At 41.3% G+C, this 24,348-nt stretch carries 28 protein-coding genes; 5 read left to right on the top strand and 23 right to left on the bottom strand.

Features of this window, described 5'->3' with window-relative positions:
• The first annotated feature begins 376 nt into the window (after nt 1–376).
• A complete protein-coding gene (locus tag PJ15_RS13820; protein WP_005255070.1) occupies nt 377–628 on the top strand; it encodes a hypothetical protein in 252 nt (83 codons plus the stop codon).
• 101 nt (nt 629–729) lie between these two features.
• Here PJ15_RS13820 and PJ15_RS13815 read toward each other — a convergent pair whose 3' ends face one another.
• The 3 genes from PJ15_RS13815 to pheS are packed head-to-tail and all read right to left on the bottom strand — an operon-like array spanning nt 730 to nt 4,418.
• Nucleotides 730–1,026 carry an integration host factor subunit alpha gene (locus PJ15_RS13815; RefSeq protein WP_000126166.1) on the bottom strand — a complete coding sequence of 99 codons (297 nt, stop codon included), beginning with the start codon at nt 1,024–1,026 and terminating at the stop codon, nt 730–732.
• Nucleotides 1,023–3,404, bottom strand: a complete 2,382-nt coding sequence (gene pheT, locus PJ15_RS13810; protein ID WP_047431758.1) for a phenylalanine--tRNA ligase subunit beta — start codon at nt 3,402–3,404, stop codon at nt 1,023–1,025. The genes PJ15_RS13815 and pheT overlap by 4 nt, the downstream gene beginning before the upstream one ends.
• Nucleotides 3,405–3,437: 33 nt before the next feature.
• Complete coding sequence (gene pheS, locus PJ15_RS13805; RefSeq protein WP_005255074.1) at nt 3,438–4,418, bottom strand: phenylalanine--tRNA ligase subunit alpha; 981 nt, start codon at nt 4,416–4,418, stop codon at nt 3,438–3,440.
• A gap of 497 nt (nt 4,419–4,915) precedes the next feature.
• Between pheS and PJ15_RS13800 the strand changes: the two genes are divergently transcribed.
• Nucleotides 4,916–5,920, top strand: coding sequence for a hypothetical protein (locus tag PJ15_RS13800; protein ID WP_047431755.1), 1,005 nt, complete (start codon nt 4,916–4,918; stop codon nt 5,918–5,920).
• A gap of 53 nt (nt 5,921–5,973) precedes the next feature.
• On the opposite strand, the gene PJ15_RS13795 is transcribed toward PJ15_RS13800, so the two are convergent.
• Nucleotides 5,974–6,171: a hypothetical protein gene (locus tag PJ15_RS13795; protein ID WP_004774718.1), complete on the bottom strand. Its 198-nt coding sequence runs from the start codon at nt 6,169–6,171 to the stop codon at nt 5,974–5,976.
• Between the two features lie 106 nt (nt 6,172–6,277).
• Complete coding sequence (locus PJ15_RS13790) at nt 6,278–6,655, bottom strand: hypothetical protein (RefSeq protein WP_047431751.1); 378 nt, start codon at nt 6,653–6,655, stop codon at nt 6,278–6,280.
• A gap of 58 nt (nt 6,656–6,713) precedes the next feature.
• Here PJ15_RS13790 and PJ15_RS13785 point away from each other — a divergent pair, with 58 nt between their 5' ends.
• Nucleotides 6,714–7,880 (top strand): hypothetical protein, encoded by a 1,167-nt coding sequence (locus tag PJ15_RS13785; RefSeq protein ID WP_047431748.1) that lies wholly within the window; start codon nt 6,714–6,716, stop codon nt 7,878–7,880.
• 139 nt (nt 7,881–8,019) lie between these two features.
• Here the strand turns inward: PJ15_RS13785 and rplT are convergent, their stop codons facing one another.
• Entirely contained in the window at nt 8,020–8,379 is a 360-nt protein-coding gene (rplT, locus tag PJ15_RS13780) for a 50S ribosomal protein L20 (protein ID WP_004655655.1), read from the bottom strand.
• Nucleotides 8,380–8,390: 11 nt separating this feature from the next.
• The gene (gene rpmI, locus PJ15_RS13775) at nt 8,391–8,585 is read right to left on the bottom strand and encodes a 50S ribosomal protein L35 (RefSeq protein WP_004637967.1); all 195 of its coding nucleotides are present in this window, start codon (nt 8,583–8,585) and stop codon (nt 8,391–8,393) included.
• A gap of 236 nt (nt 8,586–8,821) precedes the next feature.
• Between rpmI and PJ15_RS13770 the strand changes: the two genes are divergently transcribed.
• Complete coding sequence (locus PJ15_RS13770; RefSeq protein WP_005255083.1) at nt 8,822–10,075, top strand: MFS transporter; 1,254 nt, start codon at nt 8,822–8,824, stop codon at nt 10,073–10,075.
• 35 nt (nt 10,076–10,110) lie between these two features.
• On the opposite strand, the gene PJ15_RS13765 is transcribed toward PJ15_RS13770, so the two are convergent.
• The 7 genes from PJ15_RS13765 to thrS all read right to left on the bottom strand — a co-directional run bounded on the left by PJ15_RS13765 (nt 10,111) and on the right by thrS (nt 15,717).
• Entirely contained in the window at nt 10,111–10,536 is a 426-nt protein-coding gene (locus PJ15_RS13765) for a YqaA family protein (protein WP_004774708.1), read from the bottom strand.
• A gap of 63 nt (nt 10,537–10,599) precedes the next feature.
• Nucleotides 10,600–11,451 carry an arylamine N-acetyltransferase family protein gene (locus tag PJ15_RS13760; RefSeq protein WP_047431745.1) on the bottom strand — a complete coding sequence of 284 codons (852 nt, stop codon included), beginning with the start codon at nt 11,449–11,451 and terminating at the stop codon, nt 10,600–10,602.
• Nucleotides 11,452–11,558: 107 nt separating this feature from the next.
• Nucleotides 11,559–11,963: a hypothetical protein gene (locus PJ15_RS13755; RefSeq protein WP_052138602.1), complete on the bottom strand. Its 405-nt coding sequence runs from the start codon at nt 11,961–11,963 to the stop codon at nt 11,559–11,561.
• 47 nt (nt 11,964–12,010) lie between these two features.
• Entirely contained in the window at nt 12,011–12,631 is a 621-nt protein-coding gene (locus PJ15_RS13750; RefSeq protein WP_047431739.1) for a glutathione S-transferase N-terminal domain-containing protein, read from the bottom strand.
• 126 nt (nt 12,632–12,757) lie between these two features.
• Nucleotides 12,758–13,078: a hypothetical protein gene (locus PJ15_RS13745; protein WP_047431736.1), complete on the bottom strand. Its 321-nt coding sequence runs from the start codon at nt 13,076–13,078 to the stop codon at nt 12,758–12,760.
• A gap of 159 nt (nt 13,079–13,237) precedes the next feature.
• Nucleotides 13,238–13,789, bottom strand: a complete 552-nt coding sequence (infC, locus tag PJ15_RS18445; RefSeq protein WP_079281829.1) for a translation initiation factor IF-3 — start codon at nt 13,787–13,789, stop codon at nt 13,238–13,240.
• A 5-nt stretch (nt 13,790–13,794) separates the two neighbouring features.
• Nucleotides 13,795–15,717, bottom strand: a complete 1,923-nt coding sequence (gene thrS / locus PJ15_RS13735; protein ID WP_004774698.1) for a threonine--tRNA ligase — start codon at nt 15,715–15,717, stop codon at nt 13,795–13,797.
• Between the two features lie 264 nt (nt 15,718–15,981).
• Here thrS and PJ15_RS13730 point away from each other — a divergent pair, with 264 nt between their 5' ends.
• Nucleotides 15,982–17,625: an acyl-CoA synthetase gene (locus tag PJ15_RS13730; protein WP_047431733.1), complete on the top strand. Its 1,644-nt coding sequence runs from the start codon at nt 15,982–15,984 to the stop codon at nt 17,623–17,625.
• Nucleotides 17,626–17,682: 57 nt separating this feature from the next.
• Here PJ15_RS13730 and yjgA read toward each other — a convergent pair whose 3' ends face one another.
• The 9 genes from yjgA to mazG all read right to left on the bottom strand — a co-directional run bounded on the left by yjgA (nt 17,683) and on the right by mazG (nt 24,338).
• Nucleotides 17,683–18,216 (bottom strand): ribosome biogenesis factor YjgA, encoded by a 534-nt coding sequence (gene yjgA / locus PJ15_RS13725; protein ID WP_004774694.1) that lies wholly within the window; start codon nt 18,214–18,216, stop codon nt 17,683–17,685.
• A 2-nt stretch (nt 18,217–18,218) separates the two neighbouring features.
• Complete coding sequence (locus tag PJ15_RS13720) at nt 18,219–18,488, bottom strand: HPr family phosphocarrier protein (RefSeq protein ID WP_004774692.1); 270 nt, start codon at nt 18,486–18,488, stop codon at nt 18,219–18,221.
• A complete protein-coding gene (rapZ, locus tag PJ15_RS13715; protein ID WP_004774690.1) occupies nt 18,485–19,336 on the bottom strand; it encodes an RNase adapter RapZ in 852 nt (283 codons plus the stop codon). Before rapZ ends, PJ15_RS13720 begins: the two co-directional genes overlap by 4 nt.
• A gap of 20 nt (nt 19,337–19,356) precedes the next feature.
• Nucleotides 19,357–20,202: a pantoate--beta-alanine ligase gene (gene panC, locus PJ15_RS13710; protein WP_047431730.1), complete on the bottom strand. Its 846-nt coding sequence runs from the start codon at nt 20,200–20,202 to the stop codon at nt 19,357–19,359.
• Nucleotides 20,203–20,205: 3 nt separating this feature from the next.
• On the bottom strand, nt 20,206–21,015 hold the full coding sequence (gene panB / locus PJ15_RS13705) for a 3-methyl-2-oxobutanoate hydroxymethyltransferase (RefSeq protein WP_047431726.1): 810 nt from the start codon (nt 21,013–21,015) through the stop codon (nt 20,206–20,208).
• A 39-nt stretch (nt 21,016–21,054) separates the two neighbouring features.
• On the bottom strand, nt 21,055–21,543 hold the full coding sequence (gene folK / locus PJ15_RS13700; protein WP_047431723.1) for a 2-amino-4-hydroxy-6-hydroxymethyldihydropteridine diphosphokinase: 489 nt from the start codon (nt 21,541–21,543) through the stop codon (nt 21,055–21,057).
• Complete coding sequence (gene pcnB, locus PJ15_RS13695) at nt 21,540–22,994, bottom strand: polynucleotide adenylyltransferase PcnB (RefSeq protein WP_005255102.1); 1,455 nt, start codon at nt 22,992–22,994, stop codon at nt 21,540–21,542. Before pcnB ends, folK begins: the two co-directional genes overlap by 4 nt.
• Nucleotides 22,995–23,134: 140 nt before the next feature.
• Nucleotides 23,135–23,563, bottom strand: a complete 429-nt coding sequence (locus tag PJ15_RS13690; RefSeq protein ID WP_047431719.1) for a helix-hairpin-helix domain-containing protein — start codon at nt 23,561–23,563, stop codon at nt 23,135–23,137.
• Nucleotides 23,532–24,338 (bottom strand): nucleoside triphosphate pyrophosphohydrolase, encoded by an 807-nt coding sequence (mazG, locus tag PJ15_RS13685; protein WP_047431715.1) that lies wholly within the window; start codon nt 24,336–24,338, stop codon nt 23,532–23,534. Before mazG ends, PJ15_RS13690 begins: the two co-directional genes overlap by 32 nt.
• Nucleotides 24,339–24,348: the final 10 nt, after the last annotated feature.

Below are 24,348 nucleotides of genomic sequence, written 5' to 3'. Positions count from 1 at the left end.
AAGCTACCTTAATGGTAGCTTTTTTTATTTAGTTGACATACTTACATAATATTTACATTTTTTTAAAAAAGTTACCAAAAACACTATTTCATTGATTTATTTATATATTTATAAAATAACTTATTTAATTTCCGCAACTTACCGATTTAGAATTTATAATCCATAGTTATTTTCTATCAAAAAACAGCCGAATTTTGCCCATTTTTGTCGTTTTGTTGGACAGAACAGTAGTAATTCACGAATTGCTTTGATACGATAGCGTCAGACCAGTTAGGCTGCTCCCTGCGTTGTTACCTAAAGCGTTTAGGAATAATAAAAGCACAAACAGACTAACTTAAGGTTTTTTTTAATCTCACAAATTTATGAGAGTGATGCCATGTTATTCAAAAAATTCGCTGTTGTTGCTGCTATTGCTACTACTTTAGCTTTCGTTGGTTGCTCTAAGAAAGAAGAAGCGCCAGCTGCTGACGCTAAAGCTGCTGCTTCTGAAGCTGTAGTTGCTGCTTCTGAAGCTACTACTGCTGCTTCTGCTGCTACTGCTGCGGCGGCTGCTGCTCCAGTTGCTGCTGCTTCTGAAGTTGCTGCTCCAGCTTCTGCTCCAGCTGCACCAGCTTCTGCTGCTAAATAATCTAGTTTTTAGATTATCGAAAAAAGAGAACCTTACGGTTCTCTTTTTTTATGCCCTAATTATTTAGAATTCAATCAAAATAAAATATAAAAAAAAGCAGATCAATCGATCTGCTCATTTCCAACACGCTGTCTAAATTTCTGACCCGCTCGGAACGTTACCACGCGACGGGCAGAGATCGGAATCTCTTCACCTGTCTTAGGATTACGTCCTGGACGTTCACGTTTGTCACGCAACTCAAAATTACCGAACCCAGAAAGTTTGACTTGCTCACCCGCAATCAGTGCTTGGCTGATTTCGTCAAAAAACAACTCGACCATTTGTTTTGCTTCGCGGCGATTTAAGCTAGTAAGCTCACTTAAATGGTCCGCCATATCTGCTTTTGTTAATGCTGTCATGAGGCCCTCAATGTCGCTTGGTAAGTGTCTTCCAACACTTGAATAATGTTATCCATACCAGATTTAATTTCAGCATCTTCAAGCGTACGAGTTGGATGTTGCCATAACACTGCAAAAGCGAGAGAGCGTTTGCCTTGTTCAACTCCTTGCCCCGTATACACATCGAACAACCATGTCGAGTCGAGTAACTCTCCACCAGTTTGCTCAATTAACCGCTGAATATCTCTTACCTCAATATTATCAGAGATTAAAAGCGCAATATCACGTCTAACTGATGGAAAACGTGATAATTCTGTAAAATTAGATACATAAGATTGCAAAACAGCCTGTTGATCCAGCTCTGCGACCCAAGTTGTGCCCAAATCTAGTTCATTTTCCAAAGATGGATGTAAACGACCGAGATAACCAATCGATTGTCCATCTACCAAAATTTCCGCAGATTGACCTGGATGTAACCATGCACGTTCAGTACGAACAAACTCAACAGCAATACGACCTGCTGCAAGAATCTCTTCAACCTCACCTTTAAAGTCAAAGAAATCCATAGCCTGAGGTTTTGCATGCCAAGATTCAGGTGTACGTGAACCGACAGCAATCAATGCCAGCGTTGGGATCTGTTTAAGGTCATGAATACTTTGTGCATTCTGATAATCAAAACGTAAACCAAGCTCAAAGAAACGTACACGTTGCTGTTGACGGTTTAAGTTGTACTGTACACAAGGAATCAAGCTTGATAACAAGGTACTACGCATCGCAGCCAAGTCACTTGAAATTGGATTCGCCAACATCAATGGCTGTACTGCTGGATTCAGCTGCTTTTCAAGTTTTGCATCAGCAAAGCTAAAGCTGATGGCTTCTTGATAACCTAATGTTGCAATCGTTTGACGTAATTGTGCAACCTCAAAGCGGTCTTGGTATTTTTCTAATTTCACATCAATTTTTGGCAAACTGATTTGAATATTGTCATACCCGTCGATACGTACAACTTCTTCAATCAAATCTTGATAAATCGCCATATCATAACGATGCGAAGGAGGAACAACACTCCACTCGCCTTCAGCGATTGCGGTAACCACACAACCTAGGCGTGTTAATGCATCAGCAATAAAATCACCCGCTACTTGGTATCCAAGTAACTGATCAACTTGCGCCTGTTTCAATACAATCGCTTCACGTTTTGGCAATAAAGTCGTTTGTTCAGCCACTGTGATTGGGCCAAACTCACCACCAGCAAATGCTTGAATCAATTCAGAAGCACGATGCATTGCAATCATTGGCAATTCAAAATCGACGCCACGTTCATAACGTTGAGATGAATCCGTATGTAAACCAAAACGGCGCGCACGACCAGCAATGGCTAAAGGCGCAAAGAATGCACTTTCAAGAAAAATATCTTGCGTATCATCGGTGACAGATGATGCCAAACCACCCATGATACCTGCAATAGCTAATGCTTTTTGATCATCAGCAATCACCATCATGTCATCTTGCAGCTCAACTTCCTGATCATTAAGCAACACTAATTTTTCTTTAGGTTGCGCTTGACGGACGTGAATTGAACCTTCGATTTTCGCCAAATCAAAAGCATGCATAGGTTGACCTAACTCAAGCAATACGTAGTTAGTAATATCAACCAGAATGCTATGGGTACGGATACCTGAACGTGCTAATGCTTGCTCCATCCAATCTGGTGTTGCTGCTTTAACATTTACATTTTTAACAATACGCCCCAAGTAACGTGGCGTACCTTCAGTCGTGATGGTCACTGCTTTTTCATCAGTAATAGTTGCAGGAACAGACTGAATCTCAGGCTCATTCATCGTTAACTGATTGATCACTGCAATTTCACGTGCAATACCACGGATACTAAAACAGTCACCGCGGTTTGGCGTAATACTGATATCAATCACGTTGTCATCAAGTTTTAAATATTCACGGATATTGATCCCAACTGGTGCATCAGCGGGTAATTCCAATAAACCGTCAATCTTATCTTCTAAATCAATTTCAGAAGCGCCGCACAACATGCCATGTGATTCAACACCACGCAGTTTGCCTTTTTTAATTTTAAAGTCACCAGGCAATACCGCACCCACTGTTGCAACAGGCGCTTTCATACCCACACGTACATTTGGTGCACCACAAACGATTTGTAATGGCTCACCAGAACCAATATTCACAGTGGTCACACGTAACCGATCTGCATCTGGGTGCTGTTCAACGGTGAGTACTTCACCCACAACCACACCTGTAAATGGTTTTGCCACAGGCGCCAAATCATCAACTTCCAAACCGAGCATGGTTAATTGATCAGACAATGTATCGCTATCAATGGCTGGGTTCACCCACGTGCGTAACCAATTTTCACTAATTTTCATTTGTATAAACCTTATCTAATCCTGAAAAAATGCTTAGGCAAACTGGCGTAAGAAACGCACATCATTTTGATAGAACATACGCAAATCATTGATGCCATAACGCAACATTGCAAAACGCTCTACCCCTAAACCAAAAGCAAAGCCTTTGTATTTATCAGGATCAATACCTGCAGCACGAAGTACATTGGGATGCACCATGCCACAACCTAAAACCTCTAACCAACGACCACGTTCATCCATGATATCCACTTCTGCACTTGGCTCTGTGAATGGGAAGTAAGACGGACGGAAACGTACTTTCAAATCTTTTTCAAAGAATTCATTGAGCAAGTTAATCAATAACCCTTTTAACTCGGCAAAGCTGGTGTTCTCTGCAACATATAAACCTTCGATCTGATGGAACATCGGTGAATGTGTTTGATCCGAGTCACAACGATAAACACGGCCTGGGCACACAATACGAATCGGTGGCTGGCTGGTTTCCATAGTACGGATTTGGACACCCGAAGTATGCGTACGCAATAAATGTGTCGCATCAAAATAGAAGGTATCGTGCATGGCACGCGCCGGGTGATGTCCCGGAATATTTAAGGCTTCGAAGTTGTGATAGTCATCTTCGACCTCAGGACCATGCGCAACCTGAAATCCCGCCTTGGTAAAAAATTGGCAAATACGCTCTTGTACTTGAGTAACAGGATGAATACTTCCCATGCGCTGACCGCGACCTGGCAAAGTAATATCAATGGTTTCACTTGCCAGTTTCTTCGCAAGTTCAGCTTGTTGTAATGACTGTTGACGCTCGGTCAAAGCTGCATTGATTGCTTCACGAACAGCATGGATGGCAGCACCTTGTACTTTTCGTTCTTCAGGATCCATTTTTCCAAGTGCTTTCGACTGCTCTGCAAGCTGGCTTTTTTTCCCTGTAAATTGCACACGTACTTGATCGAGTGCAGCAAGGTCTTGAGCCGCTGCAATGGCAGCAAGCGCTTCAGTGGTCAGGGCTTCCAGTGACATAGTAACTCTCAAAGCAACAAAATATAGAAATATAAGAAAACGCTATAGTTTATCAGCTTTTTACCCATTTTATGAAGCAAAACCCAGCTTTAAATCATCTAGTTTTTCTGCATAAACTTAGGAATAAAACAATAGCAGAATGAAAGAGATCCATTATTTTTTTGAAAAAAATGATCAATAATTGAATAAAATGGATAAGATACTAGGGTCTATTGACATTTCAACCATGCATTGCGTTATCGGCTAAAACGACATAAACAAGGCATGAAACGCAGACAATGGCGAACCCCTTGCCAAGTTTCATAACACAGTTTAGGGAAGTTTTAGCCATAACCCTATGGGACAGGGACATTTTTTGCAGCTACTGTGTTATGTCTTATTTATTTAGAATGACTAAATTACATAAGACAGGCCTTGTAGCATCAAAAAAATGTCCGCTGTCGCAAGCATCTGTGAAATATCAATAAACCCTAATTCGTCAATGAGAAATAACAACGATGGCGCTTGATCAAATCTGGAAACAGCAGCTTACCCTTGTCACCTATGGCAATGAATACCTTGCGGGAAATCTTAATTTTAGTCGCTGGATCGAACATCCAGTTTTTGATCAGAATCGTCTGATCTTCAGAGATTTACTTTCTCAGCATCTACTGGCTCAACATTTCCAGATTTGGCTTGAAGGTTTAAAAAAACAAGGTGTAAAAAAGCTGAGTTTACATTTGTCCAGCGTACTCAATGATGAGCAGAATCCGAATGCCAATGTTGAACTGCTTCCCTTTGCACATTTTATCGTAAGTCATCAAGGCAACAAAAAAACGGCCTGGATCTGTGGACATGAGCTTGATGAATGGGACAATAGCGATAGTGAATTTCAAGCGCCCGTTTCTCAGCAATCGGTTCTACGTCAAGAAGATCTTTGGCGTTACGAGTTAAATGATAAATTTGCCAAGAAAATCGATGCCGATCTAAAAAAAGTGAATTGGAATGAAGTTGCTATTTTTCTGGAAAGAGAACTGTTTGACAGCAAATATGCGGACAACTTTATAGAACCCGAACAGCAGGATTTTCCTTTCTACGGTTATGAAATCGATCCTGACGACCTTTCAAATCGGCAACTGGCTTTAATCCCAACCGACTATCCAGCTGACTGTGCACACCGCTTATTACATCGCACCCAAGCATTAGTGGATCATTTAGAACAGCAAAAGAAGCATCCTTACACTGCGGCCGGCGAATTACTTAGTCCTGAGGAGCAAATTAACCTGCGTAACTTTTTGCAAAAAGCAGATGATCTATTTGCCAAGCTAATTGTGAAAACCGCCAATCATTACCAAACGGCGCAACTAACAGCAGAGGAACCAGAAATCATTGATCGAACCATGGAAATTCCACAACAACGTAACCCAACCCAACAGCACCACAAAGTTGGCGCTTCAGGTGTGATTAAATTAATTCTCCTCACCATTATCATCTGTGTTTGTGCATATTATTTTGGTTTATAACAACAGGCTAAATAAAAAAACCTAGATCACTTCATCTAGGTTTTTTGTTTAATTTAAAAAGTAGGTCTGATTTTGATAATGATTTTATGACCGCCATCATGCTGATTGACAATGTGATGGATATTTTCAATTTCACCCTCCACTTCCGCATCTGGGCCATAAAAGATCCGAATAGTTTCGCCCTTTCTTGGCAAGATACTTAATTCTGTTTCAATCGCGCCTTGTTCTAAACCTTCTACACTCACTCGCATATTTTTTATCCCAATCTTGTTTTCTTTACTGTAAAAAGATTCAGGAAGAAAAGTCTATTGCAACATGTTTGGGTTATGTAATCTCTAATTAAATCAAAAGATTGGTTTATTCATCATAATCCAGTTCATCTTCATCCACATTGATAAAATCTGGTTCTGGCGTTTGTGCAAATTGCACAGCAAAAATATCGTCATGTTTCAATAAACTTGCTTTGGCAACACGATGCATACCGTCCATCACCCGTCCTTCAGCACATAAAATAATGGGATAACTCAGATCAGCAGCTTCAACCAATTGAAAATGTTCAATGATTTGCTGTGTCGTCGGAGATTGATTTGGAAACCAATAAGCTTCGTTGAGTTCTCGAATATCAGCAAGTGCCACTTTCTTAATCACAAAAGTTTTGGTTAGCTCAACCAGATGATGTACATCCCAGATATGAGTATCTTGACCCACTTGTCTAAAGTGATATTGTTTTCTCATGCGTTTTTGTTCAATCTACCTGTTATTTAAAACGATTATAATAGGAAGAACAGCATATATGTATTTACCAAGAATATATCGTCAAATAGCATTAGTCAGTTATGGAAACGAATTTTTAACGGGAGCTGTAGATTCCGAACTTTTAGACCGTCATCCCTTACTCTTTACTCACTTTCCTATTTTAAGAAATATTGATCAAGGTAATTTACTCGCAGGCTCTGCTTCACATTTTTTAAGTTATCTTAAACTACAAGGCCTGGAGAAAATCAGTTTACATTCAACCTCAATACTTGCGAATTATCTCGGAGAATCAGAACTTTTTAATTTCTTTCAAGCTGAAGATGAGTTTTGCATTATCTGCCATTTTTCCCAACAACAATTCAAAGTGCTCCTACACTGTGAAGAAAAACCACTTTGGCAAAGCTATGACAACGATGGATATCCATTGTATTCAGATTATAATAATTATCACGATAGTGTTGAAAACTATGTATTGAAAGATCTTCCCGTAGAGGCTGTACCTTGTATTACTGAAGACTTAAAAGCGATCTCTTGGCAAAGCTTTTTCAATGAATATCAAGAAAAAATTTATTATTTTGCTGTAGCCCAACGCTTCGGTAACTATCCTATTTCATTAACTGATAATAATTGTTATGAAGGTGACATGTATAAACTGGAAGAACAGTTTCCAGTATTGCCTTATAACCTCAAAAAAAATTATGCCAGCATACTAATGCTCAATGCTGCTCGTTTAAAAAATCAATTGGATAACGAATCCCATATTAAAAATGATAATGGTGATTACTGGCAAATGACTGAGGATGAAAGACTAGAATTTGACACTGTACGTAATATGCTCGACGAATTCCATGTACTTATCCTAAAATACGCTGCCAATCAATATCAAAGCTCTAATATCAATCATCATCAAGAACAACATACTTCTTTTAAATTCACTCCAAAAACCCAAAACTCAGCCGATTTCTCCCCTATCACTACTCCACTAGCCGAGTATGAAACCACCTCACCTATTGAACCTCAACCACACTTTCGTTGGTTTGGGATCGTAAAATTTTTATGGTCAATATTATGGTGCTATTGTGCTTTATGGACCTTAGCTTATTTTGCAGTTCATTGGGGCAATCTTTTTATCCTGATTCTTGCACTGTTTTATGCAATATATAAAGCACTTAAAAACTTAGCTGATAAAGAAGCCAATAAATAGTAACCCCTAGATCATTACTTCTATCAACCACTCAAACACCTATAGGAGAAATAGAAGCAAATTCCTGTTTCTAATTATTGATAAAAGTTTTAAAAATAAAAAAGACCGCTAAAAAGCGGCCTTCTTTGAATCTCTAAGCTTATGCAGCTAATGCGCCTTTAGCTTTTTCAGCTAAAGCAGCAAATGCAATTGCATCATGCATAGCGATGTCAGCTAATACGCGACGGTCGATGATCACTTGAGCTTTTTTCAAGCCATCGATCATACGGCTGTATGATAAACCGTTTTGACGAGCACCAGCATTGATACGCGCAATCCATAAAGCACGGAATTGACGTTTCTTTTGACGGCGGTCACGGTATGCGTATTGACCAGCTTTGATTACCGCTTGGAACGCTACGCGATAAACGCGTGAACGAGCACCATAGTAACCTTTAGCGCGAGCAAGAATTTTTTTGTGACGACGATGAGCCACTACACCACGTTTTACACGAGCCATTTATAATCTCCTTAGATGTATGGGCACATAGCACGAACTGATGCAACGTCACTTACGTGAACCATTACACAACCGCGCAATTGACGGATACGCTTAGCAGATTTTTTGGTCAAAATGTGGCGCTTGAATGCTTGTTTGCGCTTGAAACCGTTTGCAGTCGCTTTAAAGCGTTTAGCTGCACCACGGCGAGTTTTTAACTTAGCCATAGTAACCTCTTTTGGGCACCTGTTCGGCACGTTTGCACTATTGCAAATCGACCTGCAGGTAAGGAAGGCAGTATGATATAGCATCTATCGCTAAAACAAAAGTAAAATGCTCATTTTTTGATAGAAATAGACGTGTTTTCCCCAAACGTTATTTTCCATAATTAATTCTCAAATTATGAGAAACATACACAAAATCAGCGCCTATAATAGAGTCAAATTCTTAAACACCCATCCATATGAATATACAGAATGATGCTTTTGCTGCCTTGCGGTATCGGGATTTCTCTATCGTGACCGTTAATCAGTTCTGCTTAACACTGGCTATCCTGATTCAGGAAATTATCGTTGCCTATTCACTGTATCAAATTACCCGTGATCCACTCACACTCGGCTTTATTGGACTCGCAGAGGCGATACCTTTTATCACTTTGTCTTTATGGGGCGGCTATTTTGCAGATAAGCTGAATAAACAAAGCATCATGAAAGTCTGTTTATTCTTTTCTATTCCATTGCCTTTAGTGCTTTGGGGATTATTCCATTTACATGGCTTAGAAAAAATTGGCATAACAACGCTCTCTTGGGGCATTTATGCAGTCATTTTTGCCTTAGGTACGATTCGAGGCTTTTACAATCCTTCCGCAACATCGCTCAAGCCTTTTTTGATTCCACGTGAACTGTATGCCAATGGCGCAACATGGACCACGATTGGCTGGCAAAGTGGTGTCATCATTGGCCCAATGCTCGGTGGTTTTATGTTGGCGTTTTTGGGACGTGAAACCAGTCTCTTTGCAGTATCTGCATTACTGGCCGTTTGCTTCGTTTTGATTAACTGTCTAGAGAAGCGAACTTTCCCGAAAATGGAAACCGAAAATGTACTGCAAAGCCTGACCGATGGCTTCCGCTTTATCTGGAAAACCAAGATTGTGTTATGGGCGATTTCACTCGATCTGGTTTCTGTACTGTTTGGCGGTGTAATTGCACTATTACCAATTTTTGCCGAGGAAATCTTAAAAGTTGGGCCTGAAGGCTTAGGCTATCTACGTGCCGCCCCTTCAATTGGTGCACTGATCACCATGATTGTCCTAACCAAGTTTCCACCGATGCACCATGCTTGGCGCAATATGCTGCTGGCTGTGGCAGGTTTTGGTATTTTCACTATTCTGTTCGCCTTCTCAAACCATATGTGGCTTTCTCTGTTTGCCCTCGCAATGACAGGTGCTTGTGACAGTGTTTCGGTTGTCGTCCGTCAAACTGTGCTGCAAATTTTCCCACCTGAAAATATGCGTGGCCGAGTGGCTGCGGTAAATGGAATGTTCGTGTCTTCAAGTAATGAATTGGGCGCATTTGAATCAGGTCTGGCAGCCAAATATCTCGGAACTATCACAGCCACCATTTTCGGAGGTTGTATGACTCTTGCCGTGGTGAGTTACTGCTGGTTTAAAACCAGTGACTTATTCAAGGTCGATATTACCAAAGGCTCTGATCAATAGACCTGAGAGGAAGAATTTGTCCTTCCTCTTTATTTTTAAAAGATGCCGAGATATAAAGCATATAAGGTTAAATAACGCCCACCTTTGGCGATTGTGACAATCACCAAGAATCGCCAAAAGTTCTCTTTCATCAAGCCTGCAATCAGGGTAATCGGATCACCAATCACGGGTGTCCAACTCAATAGCAGTGAATAAAAGCCATACTTATGATAAATCTGCTGGGCTTGTTGTAAGCGTTGCTCAGAAACAGGAAACCATTTTTTATCTTTAAAATGTTCGATTTTTAGGCCGAGCCACCAGTTCACACAGGAACCCAAGACATTTCCAATAGTGGCAACCAAAATGAGATAAAAAGGATTAGATAAACCTTGTACCAGCAAGGTCATTAGTACCGCTTCAGACTGTAAGGGTAATAAAGTCGCTGCACCAAAAGCTGAGAGAAATAATAAAAAATAAGACATCAATTTAAAGGGATCACTCAATATCGATCAAAGTATATCAACCTACAGCAATATAACCTGAAATTATTGAGTCCATGCCAGTTTTTCCCAAGCAGCCTGTAATTGTCCATCACAGATATTCATTTGAAAAACGGTCTTAATGGTACGTTCAAACTCATCAAAATTGGTGAACTCTTTTTTATTAGACCCACCTTTGCTATGCGTTCTTAAGACCCTATCTTTTAATGTAATCCGCATTTCGGTATTAGCAGTAGATAACATTAAGTGCTGGGTAAATAAGGATTCTGGAGAGGTCGAAATAAACCAGTTTGCGACCTGTGCATCGGCATGTGCAACCTGTTGCTCTGGATCAATGGCATAGACATTTATCCATTCATTATGGATACAGACCTGCAACATGTATTTCATTCCTGTAAGTACCTCACCACTTAAACCACTTTGAGCCACTTCCACCAACCTAAAGGATTCTAATGGGGTTGTTTGAGCCTCACCAATGCGATTCATCGACAAGATACTCGTCGGTGTCATACCACCAAAACCAGGATCATATAAAAAGAGTTGCTGATCAATACGAACCAGTGTCACTAAATGACTCATTACAGGGGTGGTTACAGGTGTACCCTGATAATACACCCGTCCCAGCACATTATAAGCATCGTACCCTAGTTCATTTAACGCGAGTCTGGTTAAGGTACTATGTTCTAAACAATACCCCCCTTGATCATTTCTTAATAACTTTTGAGCAAGTTGATCAGACGCTAATGAGACTTCCCTTCCCAAGAAAGAAGAAAAATTGCCAAAAGGAATCGACTGAACATGAAGGCTTAATAAGGTTTTTAGATGAGCCAAAGTAGGTGAGAAATCATCTTCAAAGCCAAGTTTGTTTAAATAGTCCGTTGAAATTGTTGATTGCATGATCTTTATTTTTGATGGGCTTAAATCATCGTAACCTGATCATGCCAAGACAAGATGAAAAATTACACAATTATAAAATAGCTTCGCTTATACGGCTGACAGGGAAATTACACCAATGATTTATATTTCGTTTTCAATTTTTTAGATCGAATATAAAAATGTAAAACTGAAAAAAGAAATGGAAAAAGGAATAATATCCAGAATGTAAAATCAGAACTTACAATTTTTTGATACAAGCTTAATTGAATCTCTTCATTTGAAACTGCCACCAAATCCATTGATACCTTATGGTCAAGATAACTACATAAAACTAATGAGAGGCTTAAAAAGCCAGTAAAAAACCACGTGCTCAAATATGAGTTTTTGGTTTCTAGCTGTAGCCAAGAAAAAAGTGTAGAAAATAAAAGGCCTAGAATGGTAATAAAAGTAAAAACTAGACCTGCTAAATGACTTTCTGAATAGAGCGTTTGCAGCTGAGCGCAAAGGATTGCTGTCAACAGCAACAATCCCATCACAATTATCCAATGTTTTAAATAGTACTGCTGCTCAGCCAATAGCCTTATCCCACCTTGATCGACAAGGCTTTCTGTATCGCAGGACGGGCCGTGAGACGTTCAATATAATCTTTTACGTATGGGTAATCTTCAAGTTGAATGCCCTGCCATTCATAACGCAATGCCCACGGTAAGATCGCCATATCTGCAATTGAATATTCGCCTGCCACAAACTTCTGACCAATCAACTGTTTGTTTAAAACACCATAGAGGCGTTTGGTTTCATTGACATAACGCTCAATGGCATAAGGAATACGTTCGGCAGCAAATTTATTGAAATGATGGTTTTGTCCCAACATTGGCCCGAAACCGCCAATCTGCCACATCAACCACTGCTCAACCTCAACCCGTTCCTGCTCATCAGTTGGGTAAAACAAACCCGTTTTTCTACCTAAATATTGCAGGATCGCACCCGACTCAAACACTGAAATCGGTTCACCTCTTGGCCCATTCTGATCAACAATCGCAGGAATTTTATTATTAGGAGAAATTCTCAGAAAGTCAGGCTGGAACTGGTCATTCTCAAGAATATTGATAGGGAAAATTTGATACTCAAGTTGCATTTCTTCTAAAGCAATTGTTATTTTATGTCCATTGGGTGTGCCCCAGTAGTATAAGTCAATCATTTATGTAGTCCTGTTGATCGTTATCTTGACTGTTGTTGCGTTATAGCACACTTCGCCTATATTGATCAGCAAATAGGCACGAAAAGATACAATAGCACCATGTTTTTAAACTAAATATCGGTAAAATTATTTGTGCTTTTCCTGAAATTCTCTAGCTTTTTCACCGACAAATTTACGCCCAGCATTCGTGCCATTAATCCACTCTTCTACAGAGAATAAATCGAACATACCCACCTTAAATAACGTTGGGACAGCTAAGGCTAATTCTTCTTCAACAGCCCCACGCACTCCAGCATTATAAAGATTAATATTGTGTAGCATGGTCGCAACGGTACCTGTTTGTACACGACTGCCATCTTTCAGTTTAACTTGTGGTAGAACCTCTCCTTCTTGCACAACTTTTTGATTAATTTCAGAGAGTTCTTGAGTACCTTTAATTGTAGACATGAATTTTTCCAGTTTTTTAAATTGTGTATTTATCAAGTAATCTTATCATAGCCTGTTTTTATTCTTAGACATCAGATTTAGCACATTTTTAACAAACCATTGCCTGATTTAGACATAAAAAAGCACCGCCTGTTGCGGTGCTTTTTTATCAAGAAAAAATTACTTTTTCTTTTTCGGACCAAGTAACATGCCCATCTGACGGCCTTCCATCTTCGGAGCTTGTTCAACAACACCAAACTCAGCAACGTCAGCTTCAATTTTTTGTAATTGAGCAAGACCAAGCTGTTGATGTGCCATCTCACGACCACGGAAACGCAAGGTAATTTTCACTTTGTTCCCTTCTTCAAGGAAACGTAAAATTGCACGCAATTTTACCTGATAATCACCTACATCCGTCGCAGGACGTAACTTGATTTCTTTCACTTGCACTTGATGCTGTTTTTTCTTCGCATCTTTTTGCTTTTGTTTCAAGTCAAATAAGTGCTTGTTGTAGTCCATGATTTTACAAACAGGCGGTTCTGCATTAGCAACAATCTCAACAAGGTCAAGATTGGCTTCTTCTGCAGCACGTAATGCTTCATTTAATGAAACAACACCTTTTTGCTCCCCATCTGCAGCGACGAGGCGTACTTCTTTCGCACGGATCTCATCGTTGATTGCAGGACGGTTACTTTTAGCACCTTGTTGTTGGTTACGGTCAGGCTGTTTAATCTTTATTACTCCACAATGTACCGGCCACGTTCGGCAACGGCAGATTTCACTAAGTCAATAAATGCATCTACTGACATAGTACCTAAATTTTTTCCTGAGCGAGTACGCACATTAACTGTACCTTCTTCAACTTCTCGGTCACCGAGAACTAGAAGGTAAGGAATACGCTCTAGGGTACGCTCACGAATCTTAAATCCGATTTTTTCATTTCTCAAGTCAGAAATAGCACGAAGGCCATTTTCTTTGAGTTTTGCGACCACTTGTTCACTTGCTTCTGCTTGTGAATCAGTAATGTTCATGACGCACGCTTGAATTGGTGTAAGCCAAGGTGGCATGAAACCCGCATAGTGTTCAATTAGTATACCAATAAAACGCTCAAAACTGCCAAGAATTGCACGATGAAGCATAACAGGTTGGTCACGCTCATTGTCTTCTGTAACATAAGAAGCATCTAAACGGATTGGCAAGTTGAAGTCACATTGAATCGTACCGCACTGCCAGATACGGCCTAAACAGTCTTTCAATGAAAATTCAATTTTCGGACCATAGAACGCACCTTCACCAGGTTGCAAGTCCCATGCCAAGCCAGCATCATCAAGCGCATCTGCCAAAGATTTTTCAGCCAGATCCCAAAGTGCATCATCACCCACACGTTTTTCTGGACGTGTAGAGAGCTTCATTTGTACGTCTTCAAAACCAAAGTCTTTATAAACGTCTAAAGTCAGCTTAATGAAATCTGCAACTTCTTTACCAATTTGTTCTTTGGTACAGAAAATATGTGCGTCATCTTGAGTAAAGCCACGAACACGCATAATACCGTGTAAAGAACCTGATGGCTCGTTACGGTGACATGAACCAAACTCAGCTAAACGGATTGGTAAGTCACGGTAAGATTTCAAACCTTGGTTAAAGACCTGTACGTGACATGGGCAATTCATCGGCTTCACTGCATAGTTACGACTTTCAGAATGGGTCGTAAACATGTTTTCAGCATAGTTTGCCGCATGACCAGACTTTTCCCAAAGCGTAAAGTCTACGATTTGTGGTGTCTTGATTTCCTGATAACCATTTTCTTGCTGAACTTTACGCATGTATTGTTCAAGCACTTGATAAATCGTCCAGCCGTTCGGATGCCAGAACACCATACCTGGTGCTTCTTCTTGCATGTGGAACAAGTCTAGCGCTTTACCAATTTTACGGTGATCACGCTTTTCAGCTTCTTCAATACGTTTGATATAAGCCGCTAACTGTTTTTTGTCAGCCCAAGCTGTACCATAAATACGTTGTAATTGTTCATTTTTCGCATCACCACGCCAGTATGCACCAGAGATTTTAGTGAGCTTGAATGATTTTAAGAATTTAGTATTAGGTACGTGTGGACCACGACACATATCTAAATAATCTTGATGATAGTACAAGCCCATTTGTGTTTCATTCGGCATGTCTGCAATCAAGCGTAACTTATATTCTTCGCCACGTGCTGTGAATTCTGCAATCACATCTTCACGAGGTGTCATCTTTTTGATGACATCATAATCCTGATCGATAAGCTTTTTCATGCGCTCTTCGATCGCAGCCATATCGTCCAGCGTAAACGGACGTGGCATCCAGATGTCGTAGTAGAAACCTTCTTCGATCACAGGACCGATCACCATTTTCGCCTCTGGGAACAATTGCTTAACCGCATGCCCTACCAAGTGCGCACATGAGTGACGAATGATTTCTAAACCTTCTTCATCTTTCGGGGTAATAATCTGAACTGTCGCATCTTCTGTGATTAAATCACAAGCATCCACCAAGCGATCATTGATACGGCCAGCAACTGTATTTTTTGCAAGACCCGGACCAATGCTTTGAGCAAGTTCCATCACGGAAATTGGCTGATCAAACTGTTTCTGATCACCATTTGGTAAAGTAATGATTGGCATATAAAAAAATCCTTAAGGAGTGATGCCCTATACGAAGGAGCATATCACCGCGAGATTATGTATTGAGGCGAGGCCTCAAAAGATAAAAAACGGCGGATAAAAAAGTATCCAAGATTTTACACGGGTTTAGCTGTGGATGAAACCTCTGAACCAGAAAAACCCGATATCTCTTACGATTCACCTCCGACTAAAGCCTAAATGATTTAGACTCGACGACAGAATAGTTTAATAATGAATGAAAAGAACAGAAATGGAGCAATACACATGGTGAGTGCATACGACGAATTACCAAGAACACCCGCAAATTTTGTTGCTTTGTCCCCGCTACGTTATTTAGAGCGTGCCGCTTATATTTACCCCCAACAAGCTGCAATTATTCATGGCGAACTTCAAATCACATGGCAACAAACCTATCAACGCTGCCGCCAATTTGCATACCAACTGACAAATCTGGGTATTCAAAAAAACGATACCGTTTCAGTATTACTTCCTAATATTCCAGCCATGATCGAAGCACATTTTGCAGTCCCGATGGCAGGTGCGGTACTCAACACCTTAAATACGCGTCTTGATGCCAAAACCATTGCTTTTATGCTGGAACATGCTGAATCCAAAGTACTGCTGGTTGATCCGGAATTTCGAGAGGTCGCAGTAGAAGCACTCAAACTAGTACCTCAAGAGATCGTGGTCATTGACGTATTTGATTCCGAGTTTGAAGGTGAACAGATTGCCATTGGGCAATATGAATATGAGTCATGGATTGCTCAAGGTCATCCTGAATTTGAATGGTTACTCCCACAAGATGAATGGGATGCGATTAGTCTCAACTATACTTCTGGTACGACTGGCAATCCTAAAGGCGTGGTCTACCACCACCGTGGTGCTTATCTCAATGCAGCCAGCAATATTCTGGCATGCGGAATGAAACCACGCGCGGTTTATCTCTGGACACTTCCTCTGTTCCATTGCAATGGTTGGTGTTTTGCATGGTCTATTGCGGCCAGTGGCGGTACCAATATTTGCTTGCGTCGCGTCGACCCGAAACTGGTTTTTAAATATATTGCAGAATATAAGGTTGATTACTTCTGTGGCGCACCGATTGTGCTGTCCATGCTGATCAATGCCCCAACAGAACAGCGAACTTCATTTGATCATCATGTCGAAGTGATGGTTGCGGGTGCTGCTCCGCCAGTTGCAATTATTGAAGGTATGCATCATATCGGGATCAATGTAAATCATGTTTATGGCCTGACTGAAACCTATGGCCCCTCTGCCCTATGTGCCTCACAAGCAGGCTGGAGTGATTTATCCATTCAGGAACAAGCACAACTGCATTCACGACAAGGCGTACCTTATCCCTTACAGGACAGTATGCGGGTACTTAATCCAGAAACCATGCAACCTGTACCCAATGATGGACAAACCATGGGCGAGATCATGTTCCGTGGCAACATTGTCATGAAAGGTTATTTAAAAAATCCCGAAGCGACTCAGGAAGCATTTAAAGGTGGCTGGTTCCATACAGGCGATTTGGCCGTGAGCCATCCCGACGGTTATGCCAAGATTACAGACCGTTCAAAAGATATTATTATTTCAGGGGGAGAAAATATTTCATCCCTAGAAGTTGAAGATGTGCTGTATCGTCATCCTGCTGTCCTGACTGCCGCGGTTGTGGCGAAACCAGATCAACGCTGGCAAGAAGTTCCTTGTGCATTTATTGAACTTAAACAAGGAGCAACTGCCTCACCGGAAGAGATCATTGCGCATTGTCAGCAAGAATTGGCGCGTTTTAAAGTTCCGAAAGATGTGGTGATCGCAGAGATTCCAAAAACCTCGACAGGAAAATTACAGAAATTTATTTTAAGAGAGTGGGCAAAACAAAGAGCCAATGGCGAGTTCGGAAATTAATACAAGAGATAAAAAAAAGAAGTTTCCGTGGAAACTTCTTTTTTTTATTTTTAAGCCTTACTGCTCAGATAACAGTGCGACCTGCTGAACATAATTGACGAACTTACGTTTCGAAGCTTCCAGCTCTTCCTCACTCACTTGCTGCTTCATATCACGATGAATACGTAATACATGCTGACGCAAAGTATGGCGTTCAGAAGCGTTAAACACTTTACTAAACTCATTGATGATTGGGTCGCCTTGATCAATCATACGATCAACCCAACGCATCAACTGCATTTGTTTTTTAGCGCCTTGTTGCGGCGTGAGATAAGATAAAATCGTGCTCTCATCTTCATTACGCAATAACTTACCAACGCGTTGGAACTGACGACGACGCGCTTCAAATGAGCTAATTCTCTGCACTTCAAGCAAAGCATCAATTAAACGCTCATCGACAGGAAGTTTTTGAATCTGCTTTGGATTGAGTTGAGCCAACTGCTCACCCAAAGCGGCCATGCGCTGGACTGCTTTTTTTTGCTCAGTTCGACTCGCACGCCCTTCTAATGACTCAAAATCTTCATCTGTATAACGTTGGGGACCACGTGCCACTATTACTCTGCCTCGTAAAATTTTGCTGCGAACAGCGTTTGAATTTCTTCCAGTGCCTTTTCTTCATCAGCACCATCAATCACCAGTCTTAATGTGGTGCCTTTACCTGCGCCCAACATCAACAATGACATAATATTTTTTGCATCAACTAACTTATCGCCCTTACCAATCTGGATAGAAGAACGAAATTTTGTCGTCACTTCAATCAGTTTACCAGATGCGCGAGCGTGTAAGCCGAGTTTATTAATTACATCAATTGTTGTGTCTATCATGACCAGTGCTTCATTTCTCTATGTAAGATTTGGACAGCCCATTTTGCCTCAAGGGCCTGTTTGAGTCTATCCACGATATAAACCGAACGATGCTGCCCGCCCGTACATCCCACAGAAATGGTCATGTAATGGCGATGTCCTTCGGCAAAAGCAGGTAACCACTTGTTTAGAAAGCCATAGATATCTTCAAACATTTCATTGGTTTGTTGACTGCCTTCCAAAAAGCGGCGCACAGGTTCATCTAAACCTGAAAAACGGCGTAATTCTAAGTCCCAATGTGGATTTGGTAAATGCCGTACGTCAAATACATAATCCGCATCGAGTGGAATACCGTGCTTATAGCCAAAAGACTGTAAAATTACAATTAAGTTATCCGACTGTCCCAGTTTAGACAATAGGATATGTTTTAAATCATGGACACTTTTATCCGTGGTATCAATATGTACTGTAGAACGGAACTGGATCGGAATGAGCAGTTGTTTCTCTTCCTGAATACATTGCAACAGGCTATTAAAGCGACTGGCCAACGGATGTGGACGACGTGATGCACTAAAACGTGCAATCAAATCCTGATCCTGCGTGGTCAGATAAATAATATCAACCGAACCATGGCGTTGTAATTGCTCAAACACATGATCAAACTCTTGCATATCAGCACGGGTACTGCGGATGTCCACGCCCAGTGCCAACTGTTCAAGATTATTCTCATGATCCAGTTTTGCCACAATTTCAGGCAATAATGCCAAAGGTAAGTTATCTATACAATAATAGCCCAAGTCTTCAAGCACTTGTAATGCAGATGATTTGCCTGAGCCTGATTGTCCTGTCACGATAAGAATACGCTTCATGGCATTTTGCCCTTCATTTTTTATGTTTTAAAATCAACTTGTAGGTTATCAATCAAACGGGTTGCACCCAGTTTTGCAGCAACAAAAAGAACAAGATTTTGATCAAATTGCGCAATCGGTTGCAGGTTGGTCTGACGAGCTTCCACATAATCCACAACAAAACCAGCTTGTGTCAATTGAGCAGAGATATTTGCTAACACTTGGTTAAGCGCCTGCCCTTCACGCAACTGCTGTTCAGCCTGTTTGAGCGATTGATAAATGGTTGGTGCAATTGCCCGTTGCTCTTCGGTTAAATAACCATTACGAGAACTTAAAGCCAAACCATCTTCGGCCCGTACAATCGGCACGCCAATCACTTCAAGTGGCATATTCAAGTCTTGGACTAACTGGCGAATCACTGCTAATTGCTGGTAGTCTTTTTGACCAAAGAATGCGAAATCAGGCTGTACGATATTGAACAGCTTGGTCACTACAACTGCGACACCGTCGAAATGACCCGGTCGTGATTTTCCACATAGGTCATCGGTAATCTCGCCCACACTGATATTGGTCAGACGTGGCTGAGTACCATACATTTGCTCTACTGTAGGCGCAAAAATAATGTCGCAATCCGCATCTGCCAATAAACGGCTATCTTGTTCCAACGTACGTGGATAACTTTCGAAATCTTCACCAACACCGAACTGGATCGGATTCACGAAAATACTCACCACCACCACATCACAGATTTTTTTGGCAGCACGCACCAAAGTCAAATGACCTTCATGCAGATTGCCCATGGTCGGTACAAAACCAATCAGTTTTTTTGAACTACGTGCAGGAGAAAGTGACGCAGTTAAGCCTTGTATCGTTGTTTCAGTTTTCATGAATTAAAGCTCAACCTGAAAAGTATGTTCTTTGGCGGGGAAAGACTGATCCTGAACGGCAGCATGATACGATTTAAATGCATCTACGATTGCAGTTTCACCCGCTTGCTCTTTCATGAAGTTACGTACGAAACGCGCAACACGACCAAAGGTCAGACCAAGCATGTCCTGAACGACCAATACCTGACCATCCGTTTCATTACCCGCACCAATCCCAATCACTGGTGTATTCGGGAACAATTCTGCAATTTCTTTACCCAATTGTGCAGGAACACATTCAAGTAATAACACCGCTGCACCAGCATCGACCACGGCCTGACAATCTGCAATCAACTGATCCGCTGCTTCACGTGTTTTTGCTTGCAACTTATAGCCACCTAATACATGTACAGATTGTGGCGTTAAGCCTAAATGTACACACACTGGAATACCATTACGGGTCAATACCGTCACCAGTTCGCTAAGCCAAGCACCACCTTCGATCTTGACCATTTGTGCGCCAGCTTGCATGACAGTTCTTGCATTTTTTAAACCATCTTCAAGCATTGCATAGCTCATAAATGGCAGATCCGTCATAATCAGGGCATGTGCATTACCACGACGTACAGCAGCAGTATGGTAAGCCATGTCTTCCACAGTGACAGGAAGTGTAGAATCTCTGCCTTGAATCGCCATTCCAAGAGAGTCACCGATTAAAATCGTATCAATTTCAGCCAACTCCATCCCTTTAGCCATACTTGCATCGTAACAAGTAAGACATGAGAACTTGCGTCCTTCAGCTTTAAACTTTCTTAAGTCACTTAGACTAATCATGATGATGTCCTCTACAGGCGTTTCCAGAACGAAACAGTCTTAGACGGTTGCCCAAGACTGGTCTGCTATTACAGTCAAGTTTGCTTGCTGTACCAGTTCTAAATCTTTTAAAGAATGACCATTTAATTGTAAATGAGCATCTAAATCTAATAAGGGAATAACGACGAAATCACGCTCTAAAATACCAATATGTGGCACCGTTAAACGTTCATTCTGGATCTGTTCCTGACCATAGATCAGCAAATCCAGATCAAGCGTCCGCTCACCCCAACGTCGTAAACGGACACGTCCTGCTTCTTGCTCAAATTGTTGTAATTGATCTAACAGAGCAAGCGGTGCAAGGTCGGTATCCAGTTGAACAACTGCATTGAGATAATTGGGCTGATCTTGTGGCCCCATCGGTGGACTTTGATAAAGTCGAGAAACCTGTACAGCGCCGAGCGTTGCCAGCTTCGCAACAGCTTCACTCAGAATCTGCTGCGAATCGCCTAAATTACTGCCAAGACCGATATAGGTACAAATCGTCATTGCGTTGGCCCAAAAACCACTTGGCTTAAGTCACGTTGTACACGTTTACGCTTAAGAATCGGATGATCCGCATGAACCTGTCCTGAATTGCCAGCCGCTTTTTCAATAAAACGACTCGCTGACTCATCAGCTCTGACACGTTCTTTTTTACCACGACGACTTCTTGGCTCAGGTACATTGACCAAAGGCTCAATTTCAGTCGTTTTCGGTTCATCCGCTTCAACCGCCTTACGACGTGTCTTGCTGCGTTGACGATTGTACTGACGAATTGCCGCTTCTTTTTGGTCAGTGGTCATTTCCTGATAGGTTTCCCACCAAGTGCCCATGCCTTCTGTACTGCTGTCGCCTGATTTTTCACGTAACAGCAAGAAGTCAAAGCCTGCACGGAAACGGGCATGCCCAGCCAAAGCCTCAATCTGTTGTGGTTTTGGATTCAGCAAACGCGTCTGCATTTCCCAAACTTCACGAATAAAGGTTTCAGCAAAACGTGGAATAATGGTACGAGTGGCCTGACGTTTCAACACATCAAGTCCAGCTTGTGCACGCGCTTCTGCAGGTACAACACCTTTATTCAAATAGTAGTCACAACGTTCTAAAAATGGTTTCCATAACAATACCGCATAGAAAAATGCAGGATTGATGGTTTTACCCACTTGAATACGCTGATCGGTATTTCGTGCGGCACGCTCAATAAAAGCGGTAATATTCGGCGGGATTTCGGCGAAAAGCTGTTTCCATACACCAAACTCGATCAACATTGGCAAGACACGCGTCAAATGCCCCATGGTGAACAGTTTTTGTGATTCATCATATAAACGATGTGGCGAAACATCACGCAATAATTGCGTCATTTCAGCACTAAAAACATCGAGAATGGATTGATCAATCTGGAAGTTTAATTTTGCAGCAAAACGCAATGCACGTAACATACGTACAGGATCTTCTTCAAAACGCTGTGCAGGTTCACCAAGAAAACGTAAAGTACGCGTCTTGATGTCATCTACCGCATGGCAGAAATCAAGTACGATGCCTTTCCGTGGCTGGTAATACAAGGTATTGATGGAAAAATCTCGACGAGCAAAGTCTTGCTCAATCGTTCCCCAGTTATTATCACGAAGAATCATACCAGAGGCACTGGTGACGGCTTTTTTCGGCGGGGCACGGAATGTCGCAACTTCAATCAGTTCACGACCAGAATACACATGTGCTAACTCAAAACGTCGTCCGATAATTCGGCAACGTCGACCAAAAACTTCTTTCACCTGAGCTGGTGTAGCATTAGTAACCGCGTCAAAATCCTTTGGATTAAGACCTAACATCATATCTCGAACACCACCGCCCACAATATATGCCTCGTAGCCTGCTTTAGTCAGACTATCAATCACATCTAGAATTGAGGAAGGAAGTTGAGTTGTGGACAAACCACATTTTGACGCACGCAAAGTTTGCAAAAGACACTGTCTCCTACGTCAGGACGTAAATAACAATTTGTCGCTAATCATAGCTCTAACACACACAAAGGGCAATTTATTCTGTTGGAAGTTTCAACAGATCAGTCTGCCTATTCCATCACATTATTACAATTCTGAGCTTATAACATCAGCCTTGCTTTGTTTTTTTCAAACAATTTTGGCCCGATTCCCTTGATATTCATCAGCTCATCTACACTTTTAAAACCACCATTCTTTTGACGATATTCCATAATCGCCTGAGCTTTTTTCTCACCAACCCCATTCAGTGTCTGCAATTGCTGTAAATTTGCCTGATTTAAACTGATTTTATCGCCTTGAATATTAAGAGAAGATGAAACCTGTTTTATATTTTGTTGGGAAGCGGGTCGGGATAAATAATAATTATTGTTGGCCTGATTCGCCAACTGCTGGTCACGTGCTTGCTGCTGAGCTTTCCATTGTTGATAGGACTGATCAAACTGTTGGGCGTTGAGATGCGAAATACATCCCACGCACAAGATCATCCATAAAAAAAGTCTATGTTTGCTGCTCGCTTGTCGAAAAATCATGGTTCCCCTCCCCAGATTTTAATTGAATTTTGGCTTGCTCCCAGAGTTCATCCATTTCTGCCAAACTCATTTTTTGCAAGTCTTTGTGTTGTTGTTGCGCCTGTTGTTCTATATAAGCAAAGCGGCTTCTAAACTTATGAATGGTCGCCAATAGCGATGCTTCACTCGATACCCCCAGCTTTCGTCCCACATTAATTAATGAAAATAGACAATCCCCAAACTCTTCCTCGATCTCATCCGCGCTTTGATGCTTGATTGCGGACTGCAACTCTCCTAATTCTTCGTCCAGCTTCGCGTAAGCATCATCTACCGTTTCAAAATCGAAACCCAGTTGTGCCGCTTTTTTTTGAATTTCATGCGCTTGTACTAAAGCAGGTGCATGCTTCACCTCATCAAGACGCGATTGTACTTTACCTTGTTTTTCTTGCAGTTTGATTTGTTTCCATAACTCACTCACTTGCTCAGGCGTTAAATTTTGATATTTTTCTGCCTCAAAAACATGCGGATGACGGCGAACTAACTTTTCACTGATCGCATTCACAACATCCTGAAAATTAAATAATCCTTTTTCATCAAACATTTGTGATTGAAAAACCACTTGCAGCAATAAATCACCGAGTTCATTACGAATCTCATCGATATCACCCGAACGAATTGCATCCTCAACTTCATACGCCTCTTCAATGGCATAACAGGTTAAACTCTCAGGTGTTTGTTGTTGATCCCACGGACATTTTTCTCTTAACTCTTGCATAATTGCCAATAATTTTTCCATGATGATCTCC

Source organism: Acinetobacter sp. neg1, from assembly GCF_000788125.1.
Classification (GTDB): Bacteria; Pseudomonadota; Gammaproteobacteria; order Pseudomonadales; family Moraxellaceae; genus Acinetobacter; species Acinetobacter vivianii.
The sequence above is the reverse complement of the archived record's forward strand: the minus strand, read 5'-3'. Positions and strand labels throughout refer to the sequence as shown.

Coding starts and splice junctions, on each gene's coding strand:
- PJ15_RS13820 (WP_005255070.1), top strand. CDS start 377: ATGTTATTCAAAAAATTCGCTGTTGTTGCTGCTATTGCTACTACTTTA.
- PJ15_RS13815 (WP_000126166.1), bottom strand. CDS start 1,026: ATGACAGCATTAACAAAAGCAGATATGGCGGACCATTTAAGTGAGCTT.
- pheT (WP_047431758.1), bottom strand. CDS start 3,404: ATGAAAATTAGTGAAAATTGGTTACGCACGTGGGTGAACCCAGCCATT.
- pheS (WP_005255074.1), bottom strand. CDS start 4,418: ATGTCACTGGAAGCCCTGACCACTGAAGCGCTTGCTGCCATTGCAGCG.
- PJ15_RS13800 (WP_047431755.1), top strand. CDS start 4,916: ATGGCGCTTGATCAAATCTGGAAACAGCAGCTTACCCTTGTCACCTAT.
- PJ15_RS13795 (WP_004774718.1), bottom strand. CDS start 6,171: ATGCGAGTGAGTGTAGAAGGTTTAGAACAAGGCGCGATTGAAACAGAA.
- PJ15_RS13790 (WP_047431751.1), bottom strand. CDS start 6,655: ATGAGAAAACAATATCACTTTAGACAAGTGGGTCAAGATACTCATATC.
- PJ15_RS13785 (WP_047431748.1), top strand. CDS start 6,714: ATGTATTTACCAAGAATATATCGTCAAATAGCATTAGTCAGTTATGGA.
- rplT (WP_004655655.1), bottom strand. CDS start 8,379: ATGGCTCGTGTAAAACGTGGTGTAGTGGCTCATCGTCGTCACAAAAAA.
- rpmI (WP_004637967.1), bottom strand. CDS start 8,585: ATGGCTAAGTTAAAAACTCGCCGTGGTGCAGCTAAACGCTTTAAAGCG.
- PJ15_RS13770 (WP_005255083.1), top strand. CDS start 8,822: ATGAATATACAGAATGATGCTTTTGCTGCCTTGCGGTATCGGGATTTC.
- PJ15_RS13765 (WP_004774708.1), bottom strand. CDS start 10,536: ATGTCTTATTTTTTATTATTTCTCTCAGCTTTTGGTGCAGCGACTTTA.
- PJ15_RS13760 (WP_047431745.1), bottom strand. CDS start 11,451: ATGCAATCAACAATTTCAACGGACTATTTAAACAAACTTGGCTTTGAA.
- PJ15_RS13755 (WP_052138602.1), bottom strand. CDS start 11,963: ATGGGATTGTTGCTGTTGACAGCAATCCTTTGCGCTCAGCTGCAAACG.
- PJ15_RS13750 (WP_047431739.1), bottom strand. CDS start 12,631: ATGATTGACTTATACTACTGGGGCACACCCAATGGACATAAAATAACA.
- PJ15_RS13745 (WP_047431736.1), bottom strand. CDS start 13,078: ATGTCTACAATTAAAGGTACTCAAGAACTCTCTGAAATTAATCAAAAA.
- thrS (WP_004774698.1), bottom strand. CDS start 15,717: ATGCCAATCATTACTTTACCAAATGGTGATCAGAAACAGTTTGATCAG.
- PJ15_RS13730 (WP_047431733.1), top strand. CDS start 15,982: ATGGTGAGTGCATACGACGAATTACCAAGAACACCCGCAAATTTTGTT.
- PJ15_RS13720 (WP_004774692.1), bottom strand. CDS start 18,488: ATGATAGACACAACAATTGATGTAATTAATAAACTCGGCTTACACGCT.
- rapZ (WP_004774690.1), bottom strand. CDS start 19,336: ATGAAGCGTATTCTTATCGTGACAGGACAATCAGGCTCAGGCAAATCA.
- panC (WP_047431730.1), bottom strand. CDS start 20,202: ATGAAAACTGAAACAACGATACAAGGCTTAACTGCGTCACTTTCTCCT.
- panB (WP_047431726.1), bottom strand. CDS start 21,015: ATGATTAGTCTAAGTGACTTAAGAAAGTTTAAAGCTGAAGGACGCAAG.
- folK (WP_047431723.1), bottom strand. CDS start 21,543: ATGACGATTTGTACCTATATCGGTCTTGGCAGTAATTTAGGCGATTCG.
- PJ15_RS13690 (WP_047431719.1), bottom strand. CDS start 23,563: ATGATTTTTCGACAAGCGAGCAGCAAACATAGACTTTTTTTATGGATG.
- mazG (WP_047431715.1), bottom strand. CDS start 24,338: ATGGAAAAATTATTGGCAATTATGCAAGAGTTAAGAGAAAAATGTCCG.